A 23,199-nucleotide genomic window follows, 5' to 3' on the forward strand; every position below is an offset into this window, starting at 1 on the left:
CGTTATCCTTTCAGCATTTTGAAGGCGTCACCAAAGGCTTCCAGCGCGGCGGCAGGCAGGACAATGGTCTGTTTCCCATCTCCATTTCCAAGGGCATTGAGCGCCTCAACCTGCTTCAAAGCCACCTGATATTGCGCGGCTTCCAGACCGTTTTCCTTGATGGCTTGTGCCACAACGCCGGTGGCATAGGCTTCTGCCTCAGCACCGATGCGACGGGCTTTGGCGGTTTGTTCGGCCGCATAGAGCTCCGCATCTGCTTGCAATTCCACGGCGCGTTTCTGACCTTCCGCTTCTGTCACCTGTGCGCGGCGGGCGCGTTCGGCGTTGAGCTGTTGCAGCATGGCGTCGCGGGTGGCCTGATCCAGATTTACGTCGAGAATTTCGGCGCGCGTGACCTCAATTCCCCAATCATCCACGGCGGTTTCGACGCTGGATTGAATGGAAGCAATCAGATTGGCCCGGTTGGATTGCACTTCGTCCAGATCCATTTTGCCGATTTCGGCACGCACGATCCCGGCCACGGTGGTGGCAATGGCGCCATCCACGTCCCGGATGCGGTAAACGGTCTTTTCCGGCTCCAGAATACGATAGAAAACCGATGTGTCGATCTGCACGAGCACGTTGTCTTTGGTGATGGCGTCCTGTGTGGCGTTGGGCAACTGGCGCTCCAGAATGGAGATCTGGTGACGCACCACATCCAGAAATGGCACCACAAAGTTGATGCCGGGGCCCAGCACCGAATGCAGGCGGCCAAAACGCTCCACCACATGTTTTTCGGATTGAGGCACAATGCGCACCCCTTTGAGGACCACGACAATCAGGAAGACCGCCGCCAGAAGGATCACGATGTTTTCGCTCAAAAGCCCCAGGATTAGGTCTTCGCCCATCTATATGCACTCCAGAAAATGGTTGTATTTCTATGGTTTGCAATATGGCGATTGGCGGGTGTTTTACAAGCTTCGCCTGAGCGCGTAGAGAGGGGGAAAATAGCCACAATCTTCCCGATAAAAAGGCGCGTGATGTCTCAGAAGTTTTCCTTTTCGCTCAATGCCACCGACGGCAAGGCCCGCACCGGGGTGATTTCCACGCCGCGTGGCGATATTCGCACGCCGGCCTTTATGCCGGTGGGCACGGCGGCGACGGTGAAAGCAATGATGCCAGAAAGCGTGCGCGCCACGGGGGCGGATATCTTGTTGGGCAACACCTATCATCTGATGTTGCGGCCCACGGCAGAGCGGATTGATCGGCTGGGCGGTCTGCATAAGTTCATGAACTGGGAGCGGCCCATTCTGACAGACAGCGGGGGATTTCAGGTGATGAGCCTTGCCGGGCTGCGCAAGCTGACCGAAGAGGGCGTGACCTTCAAAAGCCATATTGATGGCTCCAAACACGCGCTAACACCGGAACGCTCGATGGAGATTCAGAAGCTCTTGGGCAGTGATATTGTCATGTGTTTTGACGAATGTCCGGCCCTGCCTGCGGATCGGGACCGGATTGCAGAGAGCATGCGCCTGTCGATGCGTTGGGCGCAGCGTTCGCGTGACGCTTTTGGGGATCGCCCCGGACATGCGCTCTTTGGCATTCAGCAGGGCGGGCTTGAGCAGGATTTCCGCGAAGAGAGTGCTGAGGCGCTCAAAGAGATCGGCTTTGACGGCTATGCGGTGGGCGGTCTTGCGGTTGGGGAAGGACAGGAAGCGATGTTTGGCTGTCTGGATTACGCGCCGGATATGTTGCCTGTGGACAAGCCGCGCTACCTCATGGGGGTGGGCAAGCCCTCGGACATTGTGGGCGCGGTCAAACGCGGCATTGATATGATGGATTGCGTGCTGCCCAGCCGCTCTGGCCGCACAGGGCAGGTATTTACGCGCCGCGGGGTCGTGAACATCAAAAACGCGCGCCATGCGGATGACCCGAGGCCACTGGATGAGGCCTGCACCTGTCCGGCGTGTCAGAATTATTCCCGCGCCTATCTGCACCATGTGTTCCGCAGCAACGAGATGATCTCCGGCATGCTGCTCACTTGGCACAATCTCCATTACTTCCAGCAGATCATGCAGGAGATGCGGGATGCGATTGCCGCAGGTACGTTTGACGCTTGGGAAAAACAGTTCCAAGAGATGCAGGCTCAGGGCGATATCGAGCCCTTATAAGGAAAATAAAATGAGATTGATTGCGGTTGCCGTTTTGGCCGCAACGCCCGTTGCTGCTATCGCGGACGGGTTTTGTGGTGTCGCAGATCTGGCCGAGATCTTGAGCCGCCTGTCCGGGGATTGGGTGCGGGCAGGCAGCACCTCAATTGAAGGCGCAGACACATCCTTTGTGCGAGCGGCACGTGCGTTTGCCACCAACATCAGCGCAGATGGCCTGTTTCAATCGGGGTTTGTCGACAGCTTGATGGGCGAGGCGTTGCCGTTGGAAGCGGTGGAGCCCAAGACCTACGATGTGGATCGTGTAGATGACATGCTGGAGACCACCGGACGGGCGGATCTTGCAGATCTTCTGAGTGACACGCGCTGTGGCCCTGAGGCGCTGCCGCAGTTGCAGCTCACTTTGCCTGAAGAAGAGGGAGGGATCACCGTGTTTGGGACCATTACAGTGATCCCTTATTTTGATGACCGCCTGTTGGAGATTTCTGAACTGACCATGAAGAGTGGTGAGACCGTTCTGTTTCTAACAGAGACGGTCCTATTGCAGCCCGCTCAGTGAGACATCGGATTGCCCGCAGGCATTGCTTGCGGGCGTGATCCTGCGTTTGCGGCCACACGGTGCCAAAAGATCACGACACTTCTGTGCAAAGCTTGACCGAGGCTGAAAGGCCTATTCCAAAATATTTTGCCAACTATCCCTTTTCCCGCCTTGTTCCTCACCTTCTGTAAAGGCATTGTGTGCTCCAACAAAGAAAACGCAGTTGAAAGCGGGTGCGCGTGCCCCCAAATCAATAAGCCGAGGAAACGGAAAGCGCCCGAGAGGTTGCCACATGTGGGACCTGTGTCGCTTTGCTAGAACAAGGAAAACTCATGCAAGAGCCCCTCAACACATCTTATCCTGTGCTGCCACTGCGCGATATTGTGGTCTTCCCACATATGATCGTGCCGCTGTTTGTGGGCCGGGAGAAATCGGTTCGCGCGCTGGAAGAGGTGATGGCCGATGACAAGCAGATTCTGCTGTCCAGCCAGATTGACCCCTCTGAGGACGATCCCAACATTGATGGCATCTATCGCACCGGTGTGCTGGCCAATGTGCTGCAGCTGCTGAAACTTCCCGATGGCACCGTGAAAGTGCTGGTGGAAGGCCAAAGCCGTGTGACCATCACCGATTTTCTGGAAAACGACGAGTATTTCGAAGCGACCGCGGAACATCTTGAGGAGATGCCGGGGGATGCGGCCACCATTGAAGCGCTGTTGCGCACGGTAGGCGATGAGTTCGAGCGCTATTCCAAGGTCAAGAAAAACATCCCGGAAGAAGCTCTGAGTGCCGTTGAAGAGGCCAATGAACCCGCGCGTCTGGCCGATTTGGTGGCCGGTCATCTGGGCATTGAAGTCAACGAGAAGCAGGAGCTTCTGGAAACGCTGTCGGTTAGCGAGCGTCTGGAGAAGGTCTATGGGCTGATGCAGGGCGAGATGAGCGTTCTGCAGGTTGAGAAGAAGATCAAGACCCGGGTCAAAACTCAGATGGAGAAGACCCAGCGCGAATATTACCTGAATGAGCAGATGAAGGCCATTCAGAAGGAACTTGGCGACGGGGAAGAGGGCGAAGGCGAAATTGCCGAGCTCGAAGAAAAAATCTCCAAAACCAAGCTTTCCAAAGAGGCCAAGGAAAAGGCCGACGCAGAACTCAAAAAGCTCAAGAACATGAGCCCCATGAGCGCTGAGGCCACTGTGGTGCGCAACTACCTGGATTGGATGCTCTCCATTCCATGGGGTAAGCGCGGCCGCGTGAAAAAAGATCTCAAAGGCGCGCAAGCGGTTCTGGATAAGGATCATTACGGTCTGGAAAAGGTGAAAGAGCGCATCGTCGAATATCTCGCCGTGCAGCAGCGCTCTTCCAAGCTCAAAGGGCCTATTCTGTGCCTTGTTGGCCCTCCGGGTGTGGGTAAAACCTCGCTGGGCAAATCCGTGGCCAAAGCGACCGGTCGTGAGTTCATCCGCATCAGCCTTGGCGGCGTGCGCGATGAAAGCGAAATCCGGGGCCACCGCCGGACCTACATCGGCTCCATGCCGGGTAAGATCATTCAGGCGCTCAAGAAAGCCAAGACGACCAATCCGCTCATTTTGCTCGATGAAATCGACAAGATGGGGCAGGACTTCCGGGGCGATCCAGCCTCTGCGATGCTTGAGGTGCTTGATCCTGAGCAGAACGGCAGCTTTGTGGATCACTACCTTGAGGTGGAATATGATCTCTCCAACGTGATGTTCCTGACCACGGCGAACTCCTACAACATGCCGGGGCCTTTGCTTGACCGGATGGAGATCATTTCGCTGGCGGGCTACACCGAGGACGAAAAGCGCGAGATCGCACGTCAGCACCTGATCGGCAAACAGATCAAGAACCACGGCCTGAAAAAGGGCGAGTTTGAGGTCTCTGATGAGGCATTGCAGGAGGTCATTCGCACCTACACCCGTGAAGCGGGCGTGCGGAACCTTGAGCGTGAACTGGCGAAACTGGCCCGTAAGGCGGTGACCAAGATCGTCAAAGGCGAGGAAGACACTGTCGCGGTGACAGAGGATAACCTTGATGACTTCTTGGGTGTGAAGAAATACCGCTATGGTCTTGCCGAAGAAGAGCATCAGGTGGGGGTTGTCACCGGTCTGGCCTGGACCAGTGTCGGCGGCGACCTGCTGCATATCGAAGGTTTGAAACTGCCCGGTAAGGGGCGGATGAAGACCACCGGGAAGCTGGGCGATGTGATGAAAGAATCCATCGACGCAGCGAGCTCTTATGTGCGTTCCATCAGCCCGCAGATCGGCGTGAAGCCCACGGTCTTTGATAAGATCGACATCCACGTGCACGTGCCAGATGGCGCAACGCCCAAAGATGGTCCTTCTGCAGGTCTCGCTATGGTGACCTCGATTGTCTCCGTGCTGACCGGCATCCCTGTGCGCAAAGATATCGCCATGACCGGCGAGGTCTCTCTGCGCGGCAATGCGATGCCGATTGGTGGCCTCAAAGAGAAGCTTCTGGCGGCGCTACGCGGTGGGATCAAAACGGTGTTGATCCCGCAGGACAATGAAAAGGATCTGGCGGATATTCCGGACAATGTGAAGGACGGTCTGGAGATCATCGCGGTCAAACATGTGTCTGAGGTGCTCAAGCTTGCCCTGACGGATGAACCGGAAGCGATTGAGTGGGACGAGGCCGCCGAAGAGGCTGCTGCAGCGGCTCTGAAGAAAGAAGAGGGTGCTGGCGCAACCGCGCATTGAGCAGCCTGTTCAGCATGATGTAGAAAAACGCGCCGGGTCTCTGGCGCGTTTTTTTGTGGCTGATAGATTATTGTGTCTCGAGTCAAAATTTAGGAAAAATCCTAATGATTTTAGTCTTTAAGCAGGCAGAGCCCGTGTAGGTTTCATTAATCATATTCCGGCATCCAAGAGGGGTAACGACCATAGGAGCCAGAATGGAACCGCAAGAAAGACTGGGCCTTGCCCGGCTCACGAAAATGGCCTTTGACGGCGTGGATCTGATGCCGCTGCGGGCCGAACTCCTGACCAAAATGGAGCAGGGGGCCGAGGCCGACGGGATCTTCATGGACCTTTCGGTGATTGATCAGCTTTACGGAAATCAGGAAATGGGGTTGGCGTGGCAGGCAAAGGCGCTTGCGCGGCAGCGGATGTTCTCGACCAATCGGCGGAACAAACTACAACCAAAAGTTCTGGTGTTTGCAGAACCCAGCCATGTGGGTGGCAACACGCCGATTGAGTTCCTGCTGCAGTCCTCTGATTTTGAGATCATCACCTACTATCCTAAAATGGACAGTGAGAGAGATGAGCCGCTGCCAGAGCATGACGTGGCTTTCTGTGCTGTGCCAACAGACAGTGCACAGGCGGATGCGTTTTTTGCCAAGGTGCGGCAGTTGACCCAAGCGACGGGGACGCAGGTGGTCAACCTGCCTGCTGGCCCTGTGGACCTTGAGCGTGACGCGTTGACAGAGATCTTTCCCTACGTGCGGGGGCTGAAGTTCCCCAAGACAGAACGCGTTGATCGGGACACATTGGTTGCGGCGGTGTGCAACGGGTTTGAAACGCAGGTCCTGGCGCAAGTTGGGAGCTATCCCTATATCATCCGGCCCGTGGGCTCACATGCCGGGGCAGGGCTTGCCAAAGTCGATACGCCCGAAGCGCTTGTGCAGTATCTGGCGGGACAGGAGGCGCTGAACTTCTTTGTCTCCGAATATGTGGATTACGCGTCTTTTGATGGCAGTTTCCGCAAGTACCGCATTGTCTTTGTGAACGGTCAGGCCTTCCCGTGCCATATGGCGATCGCGGATCAATGGGACCTTTGGTATCTCAATGCACAGATGGAGCAATCGGAGGCAAAACGCGCCGAGGAAGCTCATTTCATGGCGCGGTTTGAACGGGATTTTGCCAAACGGCACAAGGAGGCCTTTGAGGCTCTGATGTCAGGTGTTGGTCTTGATTACTTCGGGATTGATTGCGCGGAAGATCGGGATGGCAATCTGGTGGTGTTTGAGGCCGACAATGCGCTGATCGTGCATGACATGGATTCAGAGGCTGTATTTCCATACAAGGCCGCCCATATGCAGGAAATCTTTGCGGCGTTTGACAGCATGCTGCGGGCGCGCTCGCTCACGCATATTCGCGACATGGCACCGATGAGTGGGGCAGGGGGCCATGCGGGCATTGATGTGGCCGCAACGGCGCTCATGTAGGCGCACGCTGCTTTACGAAAAAAAGTGGGGGGCCAATGGGCCCCCCAGTTTCGCCATTCAGGCTCACTCTTGAATACCGCTCGATGTTTTTTGCCTGCGGCCTGAATGTCGTCGGAGCGAGCTCACCCGCTCCGTGTATCGCCACTGCCTAAGGTTAGGGACGGCAGTGGGATATGTTCTTTTGTCTCGTCGGGGGCCGAAGCCCCCTACCCAGGTCCCCCCGGGATCCGTGTGTTGCCATGCTGGCCGTTAGGGGCCTTCTGCAAAGAGCAGATGCTCGGCGAAGTCATTTTGTGGCGTTGCCACAGGTGCGGCTTCCGACTCGTTACGCACCTTGCGCGCCCATGCACCGCGGATCACGATACGACCGATGATGGCATTCTCCGGCGCGCTGTTGGAGTTGTCGGCGGGGCGCTGCATGCTGGTATTTTCGAGAGGAAGGCTTCTGCGCTTCTTCATGTTGGTCTCCTTAGCTGCAGCCTGAGGTCGCGCCACAGGTGTTGCATTTCATGCAGGTGCCATTGCGCACCAAAGTGTAGTTGCCGCAGTCGCCACAAGGGTCGCCCTCATAGCCCTGCATTTTTGCTTTGGCGCGCGCGTCCATGGGCGGTGCCAAGGTGCTGACGGACGCGCTTGTTGCCACGTCTGAAAGAGTCGCGCCAGTGGTTTCCGGCACAAGTGTGTTCAAAGTTTTGACAGGATCGGCGGTTTCCGGCGCATTGCCTGCTCCCCCTTTCAAAACCACAAGTTCTTGTGGCAGACGCTTGCGCAGGTACCCGGTTGAGGAGATCTGCTTGAGCACCTCAAGCGAGCGGCTTGCCGTCGATTCGGTGAGTTCCGCAACGTTGGAAACGCCTTCTTCCTCTCCACGTCCAAGATCGTCAAACGTGGTGCCTTCTGGCTTGATATGCGCAAGGTCGGTGCGGTCGAGGTAAGACACGGCCAATTCGCGGAAGATATAGTCGAGGATCGAGGTGGCGTTTTTGATGGAGTCGTTGCCCTGCACCATGCCTGCTGGCTCAAATTTGGTGAAGGTGAAGGCATCGACAAATTCTTCAAGCGGCACGCCATATTGCAGCCCGACAGAGACGGCGATGGCGAAGTTGTTCATCATGGCGCGGAAGCCTGCGCCTTCCTTGTGCATGTCGATGAAGATTTCGCCCAGCGAGCCATCAGAGTATTCGCCGGTCCTCAGGTAGACCTTATGGCCGCCAACAACGGCTTTCTGAGTGTAGCCCTTGCGGCGCTCTGGCATTTTTTCGCGGCCGCGCGCCACTTCTTTGATCACCACTTTCTCGACGATCTTTTCGGCGAGCACCTGCGCTTTTTCCTGAAGGGAGCCGGTTTCGAGCAGGTCAACAGCCTCGTCATCGTCCTCCACCAGCGCTGCGGCCAGCGGCTGGGACAGCTTGGAGCCGTCGCGATAGAGGGCATTGGCCTTGATGCCAAGGGACCATGAGTGCTCATAAGCCTGTTGGCAATCGGCAATCGTGGCGTCGTTGGGCATGTTGATCGTCTTGGAGATCGCGCCGGAAATGAAGCTCTGCGCCGCGGCCATCATGGTGATGTGGCTGTCAACGGAGAGGTAGCGCTTGCCCTTTTTGCCGCAGGGGTTGGCGCAGTCAAAGACCGCGTAGTGCTCTTCTTTGAGGAAAGGCGCACCTTCCAATGTCATGGTGCCGCAGACATGGTCGTTGGCGGCGTCTATGTCAGCTTTGGTGAAGCCGAGGTGCCCCAGCAATTCAAAAGACGGGTCATTGAGCTTGTCGGCCGGGATGCCGAGCACGTTGGTGCAGAACTCTTCACCCAGCGTCCACTGGTTGAAGACAAAGCGGATGTCGAAAGCGGAGCCAAGCGCGGCTTCAATTTTCTCGATCTCATTGGAGGTGAACCCGTGGCCAATCAGCGAGGTGTGATTGATGCCGGGGGCGTTGCCGATGGAGCCGTGGCCGACGGCATAAGAGACAATTTCTTCGATCTGGGCGGAGGAATAGCCGAGTGTTTCCAGCGCAGCAGGTACGGAGCGGTTGATGATCTTGAAGTAGCCGCCGCCAGCAAGCTTTTTGAACTTCACCAGCGCAAAGTCAGGCTCAATGCCGGTGGTGTCACAATCCATCACCAGACCAATGGTGCCAGTCGGGGCAATCACAGAGGTCTGTGCGTTGCGATAGCCGTTTTTCTCGCCCAGTGTCAGGGCTTCGTCCCAGCTTGATTTGGCCAGCTCTACCAGCATTTGATCCGGACAATTGGCGATGTCCAGCGCCACAGGTTTGACCGCGAGGCCTTCGTAACCGTCGGTTTTGCCATAGGCGGCACGCCGGTGGTTTCGGATCACGCGCAGCATATGCTCGCTGTTGCGGGCGTAGCCCGCAAAGGCGCCAAGTTCTCCGGCCATTTCCGCAGAGGTGGCATAGGCCACGCCGGTCAGGATCGCCGTCAGTGCCCCGGTCAGAGCGCGGCCTTCCGCGCTGTCATAGCTGTAGCCCATATTCATGAGCAGGCCGCCGATGTTGGCATAGCCCAGCCCCAAGGTGCGGAAATCATAGGAGCGTTGGGCAATCTCCTTGGAGGGGAATTGCGCCATGGTCACGGAGATTTCCAGCGTGACGGTCCACAGCCGTGTGGCATGGATATAGTCATCGGCCTGAAATTGACCATCTTTGAGGAAGGTCAGCAAGTTCATGGAGGCCAGATTGCAGGCGGTGTCATCCAGGAACATGTATTCAGAGCACGGGTTGGAGCCACGAATCTCACCGTCTTCGGGGCAGGTGTGCCATGCATTGACCGTGTCATGGTACTGGATGCCCGGATCAGCACAGGCCCAAGCGGCATGGCCCACATCTTCCCAGAGTTTGCGCGCCTTGATGGTTTTGGCAACCTGACCGTCCGTGCGGCGGATCAGCTCCCAGTCGTCGTCGTTTTCAACGGCTTTCAGGAAGGCGTCGGTGACACGGATGGAATTGTTGGAGTTTTGACCCGCAACAGACGCATAGGCTTCGCTGTCCCAGTCTGTGTCATAGGTCGGGAATTCGATGCTGGCGTAGCCCTGTTTGGCGTAATCCAGCACGCGCTTCACGTAAGTCTCTGGAATGGCGACTTTCTTTGCAGCGCGGATCGCGGATTTCAGAGCTGGGTTTGTGTGCGCATCATAGGCGTCATGCTCTGCGCCGTCCCATGATTTGATGGCGTCAAAGATGCCGTTGAGCTTCTCTTCGTGCATTTTGGAGCCAGCCACGATGGAGGCGACCTTCTGCTCTTCTTTGACTTTCCAGTTGATGTACTCTTCGATGTCCGGGTGATCGGCGTCCACGATCACCATTTTGGCGGCACGCCGTGTGGTGCCGCCGGATTTGATGGCCCCTGCGGCGCGGTCGCCGATTTTGAGAAAGCCCATCAGGCCCGAGGACTGGCCGCCGCCCGAGAGGGATTCGCCTTCCGCGCGCAGAGAGGAGAAGTTGGTGCCGGTTCCAGAGCCATATTTGAACAGACGCGCCTCGCGCACCCAGAGATCCATGATGCCACCGTCGCCCACCAGGTCATCGGAAACGGATTGAATGAAGCAGGCGTGAGGTTGCGGGTGCTCGTAAGCAGACTTGGATTTGGTCAGCTTGCCGGTTTTGAAATCGACGTAGTGGTGGCCCTGACTTGGCCCATCAATGCCGTAGGCCCAATGGATGCCCGTGTTAAACCACTGGGGGCTGTTTGGTGCGGCGCGCTGGGTGGCCAGCATGTAGCGCATTTCGTCAAAATAGGCGCGTGCGTCTTCTTCTGAAGAGAAATATCCGGCTTTCCAGCCCCAGTAGGTCCAGGCACCGGCAAGGCGGTCAAAGACCTGTTTTGAGGAGGTTTCACCGCCCAGTGCAACATCGTCATTGGCTGGAACGGAACGCCACAGAAACTCAGGCACGCCCTTTTCGCGAATTTTGCGCAGTTTGGCGGGAACGCCGGCTTTGCGGAAATATTTTTGGGCAATCACGTCAGAGGCCACTTGGGACCAACTGGCGGGCACTTCGACGTTTTCGAGACGGAAGACGATGGTGCCATCCGGATTGCGAATTTCGGATTCTGTGGTCACAAAATTCAAATCGGCGTAGGCGTCTTGTCCTGTCTTGGTAAAACGTCTTTGAATTTTCATTCCACTGTCCCGTCCACAGTTCCAAACTTTTCAATTTTGTCCCTGTCGCACATTCTGTGCGGCCAGAAATGCGGCTCTCGAACGTTCTTATGACGCTCTGCAAATATCAGAGCGGTGCGTCAGACAAGGGTGAACCGCGCGGCGAACACGTAAACCGTGCCTCCGAGTTAGAGCCTTGGGTGGCTTGTTGTGGTTTTGTCCCCGTCCGGCGAAAAGTCACTATATGTAGTGTCGGTCGTCGGCTGCATCCACAAATTGGCGTAATCGGACATACAGGGTCAACGAATTTATTTACCGAAAATCAGGATTTTTTGTGTTGACCTAAAGCCTGAGCATGGCGACTCGGGTCGTGATTCCGATTCCTCCACAGGTCGATTGGAGTGCCCATTTTTTGCCATAATTTATAACTGTCTGATCTTTATGTACTTCTGATCAGAGGTGGCCGTGTCACTCAGGTTTATCCACAAGATTTGGTAGGACAGCGCATATGGCTGTGGAAAATATTGCGGTAATCTTCTGTGAACCTTTTGCAACGCTATTAGATTCTCAATCCCATAAAAAAGGCCGCCTTTGGCGACCTTTATTAAATTAACTTTTTGAAAAGCCAATGATTTAAGCTGCGGTGTTTTTGTTCGCAGCTTTTCGCGGGCCGGATTTCGGCGGTTTGGCATTGGCGTCAATGAACTCCAATACAAGAGGGCGGATGTTGTTGCGCCAACTCTTGCCCGCAAAAATGCCATAGTGGCCCGCGCCCGGCTCCACATGGCTCGCCTTTTTGCTGTCTGGAAGTCCCGTGCAAAGATCAAGAGCCGCGATGCACTGACCCGGCGCGGTGATGTCATCTTTGGCGCCTTCCACGGTTTTCACAGCAACCGTGGTGATTTTGCCAATGTCGACTTTGCGTCCGGCCACCACAAATTCATTGTTGGCGATTTCGCCATTTTTGAAGATGCGCTCCACCGTGGAGAGGTAGAATTCGGCGGTCATGTCCATCACCGCGAGATATTCATCATAGAATCGGTTGTGTGCGTCGTGATCAGAAGCCTCACCACGGGTGACGCGCATGATCTGATCGGTGAACGCCTTGGAGTGGCGGTCTGCGTTCATCGACATAAAGGACGACAGTTGCAGCAGGCCGGGGTAAACCATGCGGCCAACGCCGGGATATTTGAAACCGACCCGCTGAATCATGGTCTGTTCAAGCTGTCCCATGGTGACGCGATGGCCAAAATCCGTGACTTCGGTTGCGGCAGCATTGGGATCAATTGGGCCGCCGATCAATGTGAGCGAGCGCGGCTGTGCCTTGGGGTCTTCCTCGGCCAGATACGCGGTGGCGGCAAGGGTAAGCGGGGCAGGCTGACAGACAGCGATTACATGCGTGTCTGGCCCCATCGCCTTCATAAAGTCGACAAGATAGAGCGTGTAATCTTCGATATCGAATTTGCCCTCGCTCACTGGGATGTCGCGCGCGTTATGCCAATCGGTGATATAGACTTCGCAATCTGCGATCAGGCTTTTGACTGTGGAGCGCAGCAGCGTGGCATAGTGACCCGACATTGGCGCAACCAGCAGCACTTTGCGCGGCATGGGCTTGCGGCCGGAGACTTCAAAGTGGATCAGATCCCCGAAAGCGCGTTCCACAACTGTATTGATATTGACGATGTGGTCCTTGCCGTCTTCGCAGGTAAAGCTGTCGATGCCCCAGTCAGGCTTCACGATCATACGTTGAAAGGCACGTTCTGTGACTTCGCCCCATGCGGCCATCCATTGCAACGCGGGATTGGGCATCATGGCCATGGCAGGGTATGATGCCATTGCGGTTGCGGTTGCACCCAACCATTGGTTGGTGTTGCGCATCGTTTCCATCAAATCATACGTGGCCATGTATCGCATGGGCGTGTTCCTTACGTTAGGGTATCCACTCACTAATTTCCCGAGTACACTTAAGTGGGGATCGAATTTTTCATGCTGCGTAGCAGCGAGGATAGGGCGATTGAGTTAATATGACAACAAATGAGACGGAAACGGCCGAAAAAACGGATCGTCTGAACGCCAATTTGGCAAGAGTTGAAGAGTTGTCATTGCGACTTGCTGACGTCATGGGGCGTCACAAACCTCTTAGAAATCAATTGAATGGACCGGAGCCTGAGGTTTTCTTGAATGCGGCCACTGCCTATTGGAAAGGCGTGATGCATGATCCGGGCAAAATGCTGGAAATGCAGCTGGATCTCTGGAGTAAATCCGTCAAAAGCTTTGTTGATGCGCAAAACCTGATGTTGAGAGGGCAATTTGCTGCGCCGCAGGATGACACGCCGACGGATCGGCGATTCTCTCATCCTTTGTGGCAGACGCACCCTTATTTCAACCTTCTGAAGCAACAATATATGCGCAACGCGCGGGCCATTGAGGCCGCAGTGGATGCGTTGGAGGGCCTTGAGGGCAAAGACAAGCAGCGCATTGAGTATTTTTCCCGTCAAATCATCGATATGATGGCGCCAACGAATTTTCTGGGCACCAATCCTGAGGTTTTGGAAAAGGCTGTGGCCACCGAAGGGCAAAGCCTTGTGGATGGCCTTGAAAACCTGATCGCCGATCTCGAAGCCAATGATGGTGAATTGCTGGTGAAATTGGCGGATGAGAGCGCTTTTGAAGTTGGGCGCAACATTGCAACCGCCCCCGGTAAAGTGGTCTTTCGCAACCGCATGTTTGAGCTGTTGCAGTTTTCACCAACCACGGAGACTGTGCATGAGATCCCGCTGGTGATCTTTCCTCCCTGGATCAACAAATACTATATTCTCGACCTGAAAGAACAAAACAGCCTGATCCGGTGGTGTGTGGCGCAGGGATACACTGTTTTTGTGGTCAGCTGGGTCAATCCAGACCGCTCTTACGCGGATGTTGGATTGGATGACTATATTGAAGAGGGCTTCCTTGAGGCTATTGCGCAGGTGAAAACCGTCTGTGATGTGCCGCAGGTTAATGCCGTTGGGTATTGTATCGCGGGCACCACCTTGCATCTGACGTTGTCATTGATGAAGCAGCGCGGCGATACATCTGTGAAATCAGCGACGTTCTTTACAACGCTGACGGATTTCTCTGATCAGGGGGAGTTCACCCCGTTTTTGCAGAACGATTTTATCGACGGCATCGACGAAGAAGTCGCGGAAGAAGGGATCCTGCGCTCTTTCATTATGCAGCGCACGTTCAGCTTTTTGCGGTCAAACGACCTGATTTATGGCCCTGCGATCAAGAGCTATATGATGGGAGAGGCACCGCCTGCCTTTGATCTGCTGTATTGGAACGGCGACGGCTCTGGCTTGCCTGGGAAAATGGCGCATCAGTATCTGAGAGAGCTCTGCCAAGATAATAAGTTTGTCGGCGAGGGGATTTCGCTGTGTGGCACCACGTTGAAAATCAGCGATGTGGATTTGCCGATCTGTGCGGTGACCTGTGAGACGGACCATATCGCGCGGTGGAAAGATTGCTTCCACGGTTTCCAGCAAACCAAGAGCCGCTCCAAGACCTTCATCGTGTCTCAATCCGGGCATATCGCGGGGATCGTCAATCCGCCGAGCAAGAAGAAATATGGTCACTATACCAATACCAAATCATCTGGCACCGCGGATGACTGGATGGAAGGAGCTACATTTCATGAAGGTTCCTGGTGGCCCCGATGGGACACATGGCTGTCAAAAAAATCTGGTAAAAAGATAGAGGCTCGGGAGCCGGGGCAGGGGGCATTTCCGGCGCTATGCGACGCACCCGGCACTTACGTGATTGAAAAAGCCACAAAATAACAGGGGCTTGAAATTTTTTCTGCGGTGCAGCAAGAAAATTCTTGAAATGCCGCATCGCAGCAATCATATTGTTTCCAGAGACTAGAAACACAGCCCAATGTCTTCTGAACCCGGGCTGCCCTTTATTTAAGGAACTGGAACGATGACTAAAGCAGCACAAGACGTGACCGCGATGTTCAAAGACGTACTGGGCGCCTTCCCAGTTGACACTTCTGCATTTGAAGATGCTTTCAAAAATTCCGCAGCTCTGAATGAGAAGCTTACAGCGGTTGCGCTGGGCGCGGCTGAGAAATCTTCTGAGATCTCTTCCAAGTGGACCAAAGACACGCTGTCCAAGCTGAGCGACATGTCCAAAGCCAAGGAAGAGCCTGCCGACTACGCCAAAGCGATGACCGATTTTGCTTCTGCACAGGCTGAAGTTGCGGCGGAAAACATGGCGGCCTTTGCTGAGGTGGCAAAGAAAGTTCAGATGGAAACTGTTGAACTGCTGATGTCTGCAGGCAAAGAAGTGACCGAAGAGGCGACTGCTGCTGTGAAAAAGGCCACCGACGAAGTGACCGCAGCGGCCAAAAAAGCCACGACCAAATAAGACGACGACGCAATTCTTGCGCTCCTCCTCCTCCCCGGAGCGCAGATTGCGGGGGCAGGCATCACGCCTGCCCTTTCTTTTTGTTCTGCGCTCGCATAGGCTTTTCTGCAGCGCATAAATAATGGGGAGACTGACGTGGCTGAAGACAATAAACCACTGCTCATCAAACGTTACGCCAGCAGACGGCTCTATAACACAGAGACCAGCGACTACGTTACATTGGAAGACATCGCCGGTTTTATCCGGTCTGGCCGCGAGGTTCAGATTGTCGACTTGAAGAGTGGGGATGATCTCACACGGCAGTATCTTTTGCAGATCATCGCGGAGCATGAAAGCAGGGGAGAGAATGTCCTGCCGGTCAATGTGCTCAATGATCTTGTGAGGGCCTACGCCACCCAAGCCACATCTATGGTGCCGCAATTTTTGCAGACCTCTTTTGACATGCTCCGAGAGAGCCAGGAGAAGGTCATGGAAAGCATGGGCGGCGGCATGAAGATGCCCGGGCTGGAGGCGATGCAGGCGCAGCAGGAAGCTTTCATGAAGGCTATGACTGGTGGCATGGCATGGCCTGGAAGCTCGTCTCCTGCGGCTGAACCGGAGCGGGACGGTGGAGAGGCGGAAGATCTGGATGAGATCAAAAAGCAACTCGCAGAGCTTCAGGATAAACTTTCAAAGTTGAAATGACATCCAGCACAGCCAATTTCGGCTGTGCTTTTTGTTTGTGGCGCGTCCTGTGAGGTGCGCAGACCAAAATGGGCAAAGGTCAGCCGTGTGAGGCGCTGTTTGCCCGTATCCTTCAAAGATCGGAGGTGCCGAGATGGCGAAAAAAGCGTCAACCAGCGCAACACGTAAATCCACGTCGAGCAGCGCAAAAACCAGTACAACCCGCACGCGCAGCACAGCAACGCGCAAAACCAGCGCGACTCTGCAAGGGCAGGCGGAGGAGCCGTTGGAGCAGAAGCAAACGCCCGATGTGCCAGCAGCGGGGGGCGCGCTCCGGAAGCGTGCGTTTATCGAAGCGGTGGTGCTGCGCTCAGGTGTGAAGAAGCGAGATGCAAAACCAGCTGTGGAAGCGGCGTTGGCCATTCTGGGGGAGACGCTTGTTAAAGGGCAGGAGCTTAACCTGCCTGAACTTGGGAAGGTGAAAATCCAGAATCAGAAATCGGTAGAGGGTGCACATGTCATAAACCTGCGTCTGCGGCGAAAGTTGGGATCTGCCGAGGACGCAAATGCAGAAAGTGACACAGGGGGCCTTGCGGAGGCTGCGGAGTGAGGATAGAAGCCGCGTCACCGGGTGATTAGCTCAGTGGTAGAGCGCTTCGTTCACATCGAAGATGTCAGGAGTTCAAATCTCTTATCACCCACCATCATTCTAACGGGCGCTCCCTTAAGTGGTTGAGCGCCCGTTTCTTTTTCTGGTTTTGTTACGTTTTTCACAGAGTCTGTCGCCGGTATCCGCTGAGCGGCGGCGGGCGCTTTGAGGGCTGTGATCAAAGTGTTTGAGATGTCTCAGCCATGGCCAGCGGAAAACCGATGTGGGGACATGCCATAGGCCTCCCGAAACCGTTTGGAAAAGTTGCCCACGGATTCGTAGCCACAGGCTGTGGCCACTTCCACAACCGCCATATCGGTTTCCGCCAAGAGGATTCGTGCCTTTTGAAGGCGCAGCTCCTGCAGGAATCGCTTGGGGGTGGTATTGAGGTGCTGCTTAAACAGGCGCTCCATTTGGCGGCGCGAGACGCCCATGTCCCGCGTCACGCTGTCCAGATCGACGGTCTCTTCCAGGTTTTCTTCAAAATAGGAAATGATGCGCACGAGTTTGTCGTTGCGATTGCCAATCAGGGCTGCGGTGGAGCTTTGCTGCCGGTCTGTTTCAGAGCGCTGAACAGTGTGCAGGCACATATTCAAGACGGCACGGGCCAATTGAGCCCCATGTCGATCGTAAATCAGCTTGAGGAACAAATCCATGGGCGCCACGCCGCCGCCAGAGGTCATGATGCGATCATCAATGGCGTAGAGCTGCTCCAGCGGAGAGAGATTCGGGAACTGCTCACGAAAGGGGGGGATGTTTTCCCAGTGCAGCGTGAAATCCCGCCCTTCAAGGATACCTGCCTTTGCCAATGTGTAAGCGCCCGTGCACAGGCCGCCAACACGCCTGCCCACGCGCCACTGCAGCCGAATCCAATCCGCCATCCTTTGACTGGCTGCGCGCTCTGGCTGTACGCCGGAGCAGATAAACACCGCCGCGTTGGCAGGGGTTTCGCCCAGAGGGGAATCAATACCGATTTCAATGCCGTTGGAACAGCGGACGTTTTCTCCGGTCTCAGACATCGTTGCCCAGCTGTAGAGATTCTGCCCGGTCAGTTGGTTGGCGATGCGCAGAGTCTCTACTGCTGAAGTGAAGGCCAGCATCGACAGGTTGGGCTGCAAGGCAAAGATAATGGGGTCTGGCGTTGTTACAGCGTCCACAGGAACATGGGCGACGCCCTTGGGGATGATAGGATCTTGCATGAGACCTCCGAGCAGAAATCGAGCGCCAATTTAGGGGAGAATGCAAAGGATGCAAAGAAAGTTCAAAAATGGGGTTGCATGCCCCGGCCAGAGGGGCTAAATCCCCGCTCACCGGGTCGTTAGCTCAGTTGGTAGAGCGCTTCGTTTACACCGAAGATGTCGGGAGTTCGAGCCTCTCACGACCCACCATAAAGTCCTCATGTTCTACCAACAATCTGCATGTTTCGGAATGATGATCCGTATGTGCGTGATTGTCTTTCCGCTGCGCTTCAGCCGTTTTTCAGGTCCGAGCCGTCTCCAACATACCAAGATATGACATATGGCAACCGTGCTAAACACCGAAGTGGCAGGCGATAGTACGCAAAGAGGGTGGCTACAGCCTAAGTTGCTCCCTAAGCGTTTGGTGTAGCCAATGGGGGGGCGAGAGGCCAAATCGCGGATGGACCAGGGGCAAATTGGTTTATGCACGCAATGCGGCAATATCCGAGATGCCGCTAAGTGAGGTTGAGACAAAATAAGCGTCGCAGCTTCGAGCTTTGGGCCAACTATGTGTATCAAGGTTTGGTGCGAACATCGAAGCGCTCAGCATTCACCTTGGCCGAACCCGAAGTTCTTGCAAGCGATGCTAGGGCATCAGCTTTCAACTCATCAGGTTTGCGAATCTAACCTGAAATTTGCACCGTCTCGGCTTCCACAGGCACTAGGCAACGCTTTTACAATTCTAGGGGGGATTACTGGGGGGCTTTAGGCTGATATTGGCGCTTTTTTGTATTCCAAGCGTAGTCCGGATGGATGTCTAGCTTTGCAAAGCGACGGTCTAAGCTTCGGAAGTTCAGGTGTCGGAAAAGCGTGCGAGTTCCTAGATTGCCCCTGAAGCCTAAGCCATCAACTAACACCAGGCGTTTTTGTTCGCGCGTTGACAGAACCAAGTTCACCAGATTGATATCATTCGCCACCATATTCCATTCGTAAGCTTCCGATACGAAATCATTTAAGAGGTCAATGACTGTAGAGGCATCTTGGTGTTCTTGCAGGAGACGCTTCAGGGTTGGTGCCAGTTGACCGTCTTTTTGGTGAATGGCCTCACATATCAATCCGGGGCCGAGATCTGTATCAACAAAGCCAAACATATCTGCCACTGGTGCCGGGCGCTTCATGCTGTGTTCTTTGAGTTTTAGCTCAAAGTAAAATTTTAGCTCGCGCATCTGGCGAAGATGCGGTGAAGTCGAAATGAAGCGCTGTTTTAGGCGTTTTCGCCAGTTTATTTTCTGCTTTTTTTTGTGGTTTGCGACTTTGACGAGAATACCTGGGAAGGCGCTCAGTATGTAGATATCTCGCTCGTGTCCGCTCGCTACCGGCGCGATATTGTTGAGTTGTAACTTGCGACAACTGGACATTCTGGCTGCCGTCATAATCGGGCTGAGGTTGTCTTTAGCGGGGGGCTGTGAAGAGACTTGAGTGAATGTCATTTTGTGCGTGCATGCCATGCTTCTAGGATGGGGGCTTACGGTAAATGGGTTTGTGCTGGTTGGCAATTCTCTGAGTTCTGGTGGTTTTGGGTCCGTCTGCGGCAGAAGCCTATCAGTCTAAAAGCGCAAAAAAGAGCGGCCATGGAGGGCCGCTCTTCCAATAGTCTGATGATGGGATCAGATTAGCTTGCTGGTGCGCATACGAGAGCGCCGGAGTCGGTGGTGGTAAGGTCGTAGCCACCTGGGCAGCTGGCATTGCCTGCTTTGTCAAAAGACGGCTGCGCGTAAACTGGGGTTGGCTCTTCCTGTTGGGAGCAAGCAGCCAAAGCCAGACCAGCAACACACAGGGCAGCGTAAAGAGGTTTCATCAGGGTTCTTCCTTCAAAAAGCATGTGATTCAAGTGAGTTCATCTAATCACAGAAATGTCATACTGCAAAGTAAACTCACTGCGGTTCAATCTCATGAAAATAAGGGCTCCACAAAGGCTTTGAAAAAATCTTCCATTTTCCTGCGGATATCCGCTTGACGCGCCTGAGCGCTCAGCATAAACCCCACCACACGCTGAGGGGCACACGCCAAACAGCGAGCAGCGAGCGGTTGTAGCTCAGTTGGTTAGAGTACCGGCCTGTCACGCCGGGGGTCGCGGGTTCGAGCCCCGTCAACCGCGCCACCGCTGCCAGCCCAGACCTTGGGTGCCTTAGGGTAAATGGTCATGCCGAAAGGCGAAGATATATGCGCGGTTGTAGCTCAGTTGGTTAGAGTACCGGCCTGTCACGCCGGGGGTCGCGGGTTCGAGCCCCGTCAACCGCGCCACTTCTTCCCCCTCCTTGAAAGACTGATGGAAATGTTTCCCTTCGGGGCGGCCTATTGGAATGCGTGTGTCGTACTGTAGAAAAACGCGCCCGAAGGCGCGTTTTGATTTTACAGATCTTTCAGGGGGTTATCGCGTCAGGGCGTCTAAGATTCGTGCCCATGAGCGGGTGCCTTTGTGAAAGCTGTTCATGTCGTATTTTTCGTTGGGCGAGTGAATTTGATCGTCATCACATCCAAAGCCAATCAACATCGAATCCATGTTGAGCATATCTTTGAAGAAGCCTGCGATCGGGATTGAGCCACCGCAGCCGACATAGGCCGCAGGATCGGGCCACTCATCGCTGAGGGCGAGGCGGGCCTTCTCAAAGGCGGGATCGGTGATGGACATTTGAGACGCGGAGGAGCCCTTTTCCGTGCGATACTCGACGGTGAACCCCTCGGGCAGCGCGCTTTCCAGATAGCTGCGGAAGGCTGTGCGGATCTTGTCTGGATCCTGCTGACCGACCAGGCGGAAGGACAGTTTGGCGGAGGCTTGAGAGGGCAGGACGGTCTTAAAGCCATCCCCGGTATATCCGCCCCACACACCGTTCACATCGCAGGTTGGACGCGCCCAGATTTGCTCCAGAGGCGTGCGATCTTGCTCCCCGGCTGGTGCCTTTAAGCCCACATCGCCCAAATAGCTGGCATGATCAAAATTCAGACCCTGCCATTGCGCGCGAATATCCTCTGGCAACTCTTCGACGCCGTCATAGAATCCCGGCACTGTCACGGCACCGGTGTCATCATGCAGACCTGCGAGGATTTTCGACAGGATGCGGATCGGGTTCATTGCGATGCCGCCATACATGCCGGAATGCAGGTCGCGGCTTGGCCCTGTGATGGTGAAATCTTCGGCGAGCAGACCGCGCAGCATGGTGGTGATTGCGGGCACTTTGCTCTGAAACAATCCGGTGTCGCAGATCAGGGCAATATCGCAGCTGAGTTCTTCGGCGTTTTCCTGAAGGAAAGGAACGAGGCTGGGGGAGCCTGATTCTTCTTCGCCTTCAAAGAGGAATGTGATCTTGCAGGGCAGGGCGCCATGCTCTGCTTTCCAGGCGCGGCAGGCTTCCACAAAGGTCATCAGTTGGCCTTTGTCATCAGAGGAGCCGCGACCACGGATGACTTTACCCGCAGCGGTGTCTTCCAGTGCCGGATCAAACGGATCGCGGTCCCAGAGCTCCAGCGGGTCAACTGGCTGTACGTCATAGTGGCCATAAAACAGGATATGAGGCACGTCGTCTGCTGGGCCATCCACGTGACCAACCACCATTGGATGACCTGAGGTGAGGCGTTTTTCTGCTGCGATTCCGATGCTTTGTAGTTCCTGAACAAGCCAGTCCGCCGCAGCTTCGACATCTTTGTCAAAAGCGGGGTCTGTCGAAATCGATTTGATCCGCATCAGATCAAAGAGACGTTCAACGGCGTCTGGCATATTCTGATCAATGCGGGTGAGTACGGAATCGAGCGACATAAGGTCTCCTTTGGGTGCGACGATTTGCGGGAACCGTAACACTGACATTTGAAGTGTCCAGACTCGTGCTTTTCGGTATTGATCGATATCAATGTAGGACGGACTGACCATTTGGTAGCCATTGCCCAACGCGCAACAGAAGACTAAAAGAGCTCGGATACTTTTTGAAAGTGTCGCGACGCCAGGTCGCTCAGACCGGGAAGAAGGAAAGCCACTGTGGACTATACTGCAAAGCTAGATGACGCACTCGATCGTTTGCACGAAGAGGGGCGCTACCGGACGTTTATCGACATTGAGCGCACGCAGGGGCACTTCCCACACGCAACTTGGACCCGTCCTGACGGCACACAGCGCCCTATTACGGTTTGGTGTGGCAATGACTACCTTGGCATGGGGCAGCATCCGGTTGTTCTGGAAGCCATGCATGAAGCTGTGGATGCGACCGGTGCAGGGTCTGGTGGAACGCGGAATATCTCGGGTACGACCATTTATCACAAGCGGCTTGAGGCGGAGTTGGCGGATCTGCATGGGAAAGAATCAGCCCTGCTTTTCACCAGCGCCTATATCGCAAATGATGCAACTTTAAGTACTTTGCCAAAACTCTTCCCCGGATTGATCATCTATTCGGATGCTCTCAACCACGCCTCTATGATTGAAGGGGTGCGTCGCAATGGGGGTGCGAAACGCATTTTCAAACACAATGATGTGGCCCATCTGCGCAGCCTGCTTGAGGCGGATGATCCGGCGGCGCCGAAGCTGATTGCCTTTGAATCTGTCTATTCCATGGATGGAGATTTCGGGCCGATTGAAGAGATCTGCGATCTGGCGGATGAATTTGGTGCGCTGACCTATATTGATGAGGTGCATGCGGTGGGCATGTATGGCCCGCGCGGTGGTGGTGTGACAGAGCGTGACAATCTTGCGCATCGCATTGACATCATCAACGGCACCTTGGCCAAAGCCTATGGTGTGATGGGGGGCTATATCGCCGCATCTGAGAAAATGTGTGATGCTGTAAGGTCTTATGCGCCCGGATTCATCTTTACCACTTCCTTGCCACCAGCGGTTGCGGCCGGTGCAGCGGCCTCGGTTGCGCATCTGAAAACCGATCAGGCCCTGCGCGAACGTCATCAGACACAGGCGCAAATTCTGAAACTGCGACTGAAGGGGCTTGGCCTGCCGATCATTGATCATGGCAGCCATATCGTGCCGGTGATTGTCGGCAATCCAGTGCACACCAAAGTGCTTTCTGACCATCTTCTGGAAGATTACGGCATCTATGTTCAGCCGATCAATTTCCCGACAGTCCCACGCGGCACAGAGCGTCTGCGCTTCACGCCGTCGCCAGTTCACGGACCTCGTGAGATGGACGCACTTGTGAAGGCAATTGATGCGCTGTGGAGCCATTGTGCGCTGAATCGTGCCGATCTGGCGGGCTAGCTCTCGTTAAGGTTATCGAATCCCCTAGATATGGTATAGTTCTCCCTA

Annotated in this window: 16 protein-coding genes and 4 tRNA genes; 13 read left to right on the forward strand and 7 right to left on the reverse strand. The window is 55.0% G+C overall.

Annotated elements, in window-relative coordinates; translation table 11 throughout:
- Window positions 1–2: 2 nt before the first annotated feature.
- Window positions 3–887: an SPFH domain-containing protein gene (locus J7382_RS08055; protein ID WP_209068550.1), complete on the reverse strand. Its 885-nt coding sequence runs from the start codon at window positions 885–887 to the stop codon at window positions 3–5.
- A 132-nt stretch (window positions 888–1,019) separates the two neighbouring features.
- On the opposite strand from J7382_RS08055, the gene tgt reads away from it, so the two are divergent.
- The 4 genes from tgt (at window position 1,020) to J7382_RS08075 (ending at window position 6,886) form a co-directional block, all read left to right on the forward strand.
- Entirely contained in the window at window positions 1,020–2,150 is a 1,131-nt protein-coding gene (tgt, locus tag J7382_RS08060; RefSeq protein WP_058240252.1) for a tRNA guanosine(34) transglycosylase Tgt, read from the forward strand.
- Window positions 2,151–2,160: 10 nt separating this feature from the next.
- Entirely contained in the window at window positions 2,161–2,706 is a 546-nt protein-coding gene (locus J7382_RS08065) for a hypothetical protein (protein WP_209068551.1), read from the forward strand.
- A gap of 311 nt (window positions 2,707–3,017) precedes the next feature.
- Window positions 3,018–5,420: an endopeptidase La gene (lon, locus tag J7382_RS08070; RefSeq protein ID WP_209068552.1), complete on the forward strand. Its 2,403-nt coding sequence runs from the start codon at window positions 3,018–3,020 to the stop codon at window positions 5,418–5,420.
- A gap of 194 nt (window positions 5,421–5,614) precedes the next feature.
- The gene (locus J7382_RS08075) at window positions 5,615–6,886 is read left to right on the forward strand and encodes a hypothetical protein (protein ID WP_209068553.1); all 1,272 of its coding nucleotides are present in this window, start codon (window positions 5,615–5,617) and stop codon (window positions 6,884–6,886) included.
- Window positions 6,887–7,135: 249 nt separating this feature from the next.
- On the opposite strand, the gene J7382_RS08080 is transcribed toward J7382_RS08075, so the two are convergent.
- The 3 genes from J7382_RS08080 to phaZ all read right to left on the reverse strand — a co-directional run bounded on the left by J7382_RS08080 (window position 7,136) and on the right by phaZ (window position 12,914).
- Window positions 7,136–7,345, reverse strand: coding sequence for a hypothetical protein (locus J7382_RS08080; RefSeq protein ID WP_209068554.1), 210 nt, complete (start codon window positions 7,343–7,345; stop codon window positions 7,136–7,138).
- A 10-nt stretch (window positions 7,346–7,355) separates the two neighbouring features.
- Window positions 7,356–11,021 carry a vitamin B12-dependent ribonucleotide reductase gene (locus J7382_RS08085; RefSeq protein ID WP_209068555.1) on the reverse strand — a complete coding sequence of 1,222 codons (3,666 nt, stop codon included), beginning with the start codon at window positions 11,019–11,021 and terminating at the stop codon, window positions 7,356–7,358.
- Window positions 11,022–11,633: 612 nt separating this feature from the next.
- On the reverse strand, window positions 11,634–12,914 hold the full coding sequence (phaZ, locus tag J7382_RS08090; RefSeq protein WP_209068556.1) for a polyhydroxyalkanoate depolymerase: 1,281 nt from the start codon (window positions 12,912–12,914) through the stop codon (window positions 11,634–11,636).
- A gap of 110 nt (window positions 12,915–13,024) precedes the next feature.
- Between phaZ and phaC the strand changes: the two genes are divergently transcribed.
- From phaC to J7382_RS08115, 5 genes are all read left to right on the forward strand, one after another.
- Window positions 13,025–14,818, forward strand: coding sequence for a class I poly(R)-hydroxyalkanoic acid synthase (gene phaC / locus J7382_RS08095; RefSeq protein WP_209068557.1), 1,794 nt, complete (start codon window positions 13,025–13,027; stop codon window positions 14,816–14,818).
- Window positions 14,819–14,960: 142 nt separating this feature from the next.
- On the forward strand, window positions 14,961–15,407 hold the full coding sequence (locus tag J7382_RS08100) for a phasin family protein (RefSeq protein ID WP_058240154.1): 447 nt from the start codon (window positions 14,961–14,963) through the stop codon (window positions 15,405–15,407).
- Window positions 15,408–15,542: 135 nt separating this feature from the next.
- Window positions 15,543–16,091, forward strand: a complete 549-nt coding sequence (phaR, locus tag J7382_RS08105) for a polyhydroxyalkanoate synthesis repressor PhaR (RefSeq protein ID WP_209068558.1) — start codon at window positions 15,543–15,545, stop codon at window positions 16,089–16,091.
- 133 nt (window positions 16,092–16,224) lie between these two features.
- Window positions 16,225–16,680 carry an HU family DNA-binding protein gene (locus J7382_RS08110; protein ID WP_209068559.1) on the forward strand — a complete coding sequence of 152 codons (456 nt, stop codon included), beginning with the start codon at window positions 16,225–16,227 and terminating at the stop codon, window positions 16,678–16,680.
- A gap of 19 nt (window positions 16,681–16,699) precedes the next feature.
- Window positions 16,700–16,774, forward strand: a tRNA-Val gene (locus J7382_RS08115).
- Window positions 16,775–16,916: 142 nt separating this feature from the next.
- Here J7382_RS08115 and J7382_RS08120 read toward each other — a convergent pair.
- Complete coding sequence (locus J7382_RS08120; protein WP_209068560.1) at window positions 16,917–17,918, reverse strand: GlxA family transcriptional regulator; 1,002 nt, start codon at window positions 17,916–17,918, stop codon at window positions 16,917–16,919.
- A 113-nt stretch (window positions 17,919–18,031) separates the two neighbouring features.
- Between J7382_RS08120 and J7382_RS08125 the strand changes: the two genes are divergently transcribed.
- Window positions 18,032–18,107: transfer RNA gene (locus J7382_RS08125), tRNA-Val, on the forward strand.
- A gap of 542 nt (window positions 18,108–18,649) precedes the next feature.
- On the opposite strand, the gene J7382_RS08130 is transcribed toward J7382_RS08125, so the two are convergent.
- On the reverse strand, window positions 18,650–19,387 hold the full coding sequence (locus tag J7382_RS08130; protein WP_209068561.1) for a YrbL family protein: 738 nt from the start codon (window positions 19,385–19,387) through the stop codon (window positions 18,650–18,652).
- Between the two features lie 594 nt (window positions 19,388–19,981).
- On the opposite strand from J7382_RS08130, the gene J7382_RS08135 reads away from it, so the two are divergent.
- Window positions 19,982–20,058: transfer RNA gene (locus J7382_RS08135), tRNA-Asp, on the forward strand.
- A 66-nt stretch (window positions 20,059–20,124) separates the two neighbouring features.
- A tRNA-Asp gene (locus tag J7382_RS08140) sits at window positions 20,125–20,201 on the forward strand.
- Between the two features lie 127 nt (window positions 20,202–20,328).
- On the opposite strand, the gene J7382_RS08145 is transcribed toward J7382_RS08140, so the two are convergent.
- Complete coding sequence (locus tag J7382_RS08145) at window positions 20,329–21,711, reverse strand: M20/M25/M40 family metallo-hydrolase (protein ID WP_209068562.1); 1,383 nt, start codon at window positions 21,709–21,711, stop codon at window positions 20,329–20,331.
- Window positions 21,712–21,927: 216 nt separating this feature from the next.
- Here J7382_RS08145 and hemA point away from each other — a divergent pair, with 216 nt between their 5' ends.
- The gene (gene hemA / locus J7382_RS08150; RefSeq protein WP_058240159.1) at window positions 21,928–23,151 is read left to right on the forward strand and encodes a 5-aminolevulinate synthase; all 1,224 of its coding nucleotides are present in this window, start codon (window positions 21,928–21,930) and stop codon (window positions 23,149–23,151) included.
- Window positions 23,152–23,199: the final 48 nt, after the last annotated feature.

Origin of the sequence: Shimia sp. R11_0 (genome assembly GCF_017744035.1) — a bacterium.
GTDB lineage: Bacteria > Pseudomonadota > Alphaproteobacteria > Rhodobacterales > Rhodobacteraceae > Shimia > Shimia marina.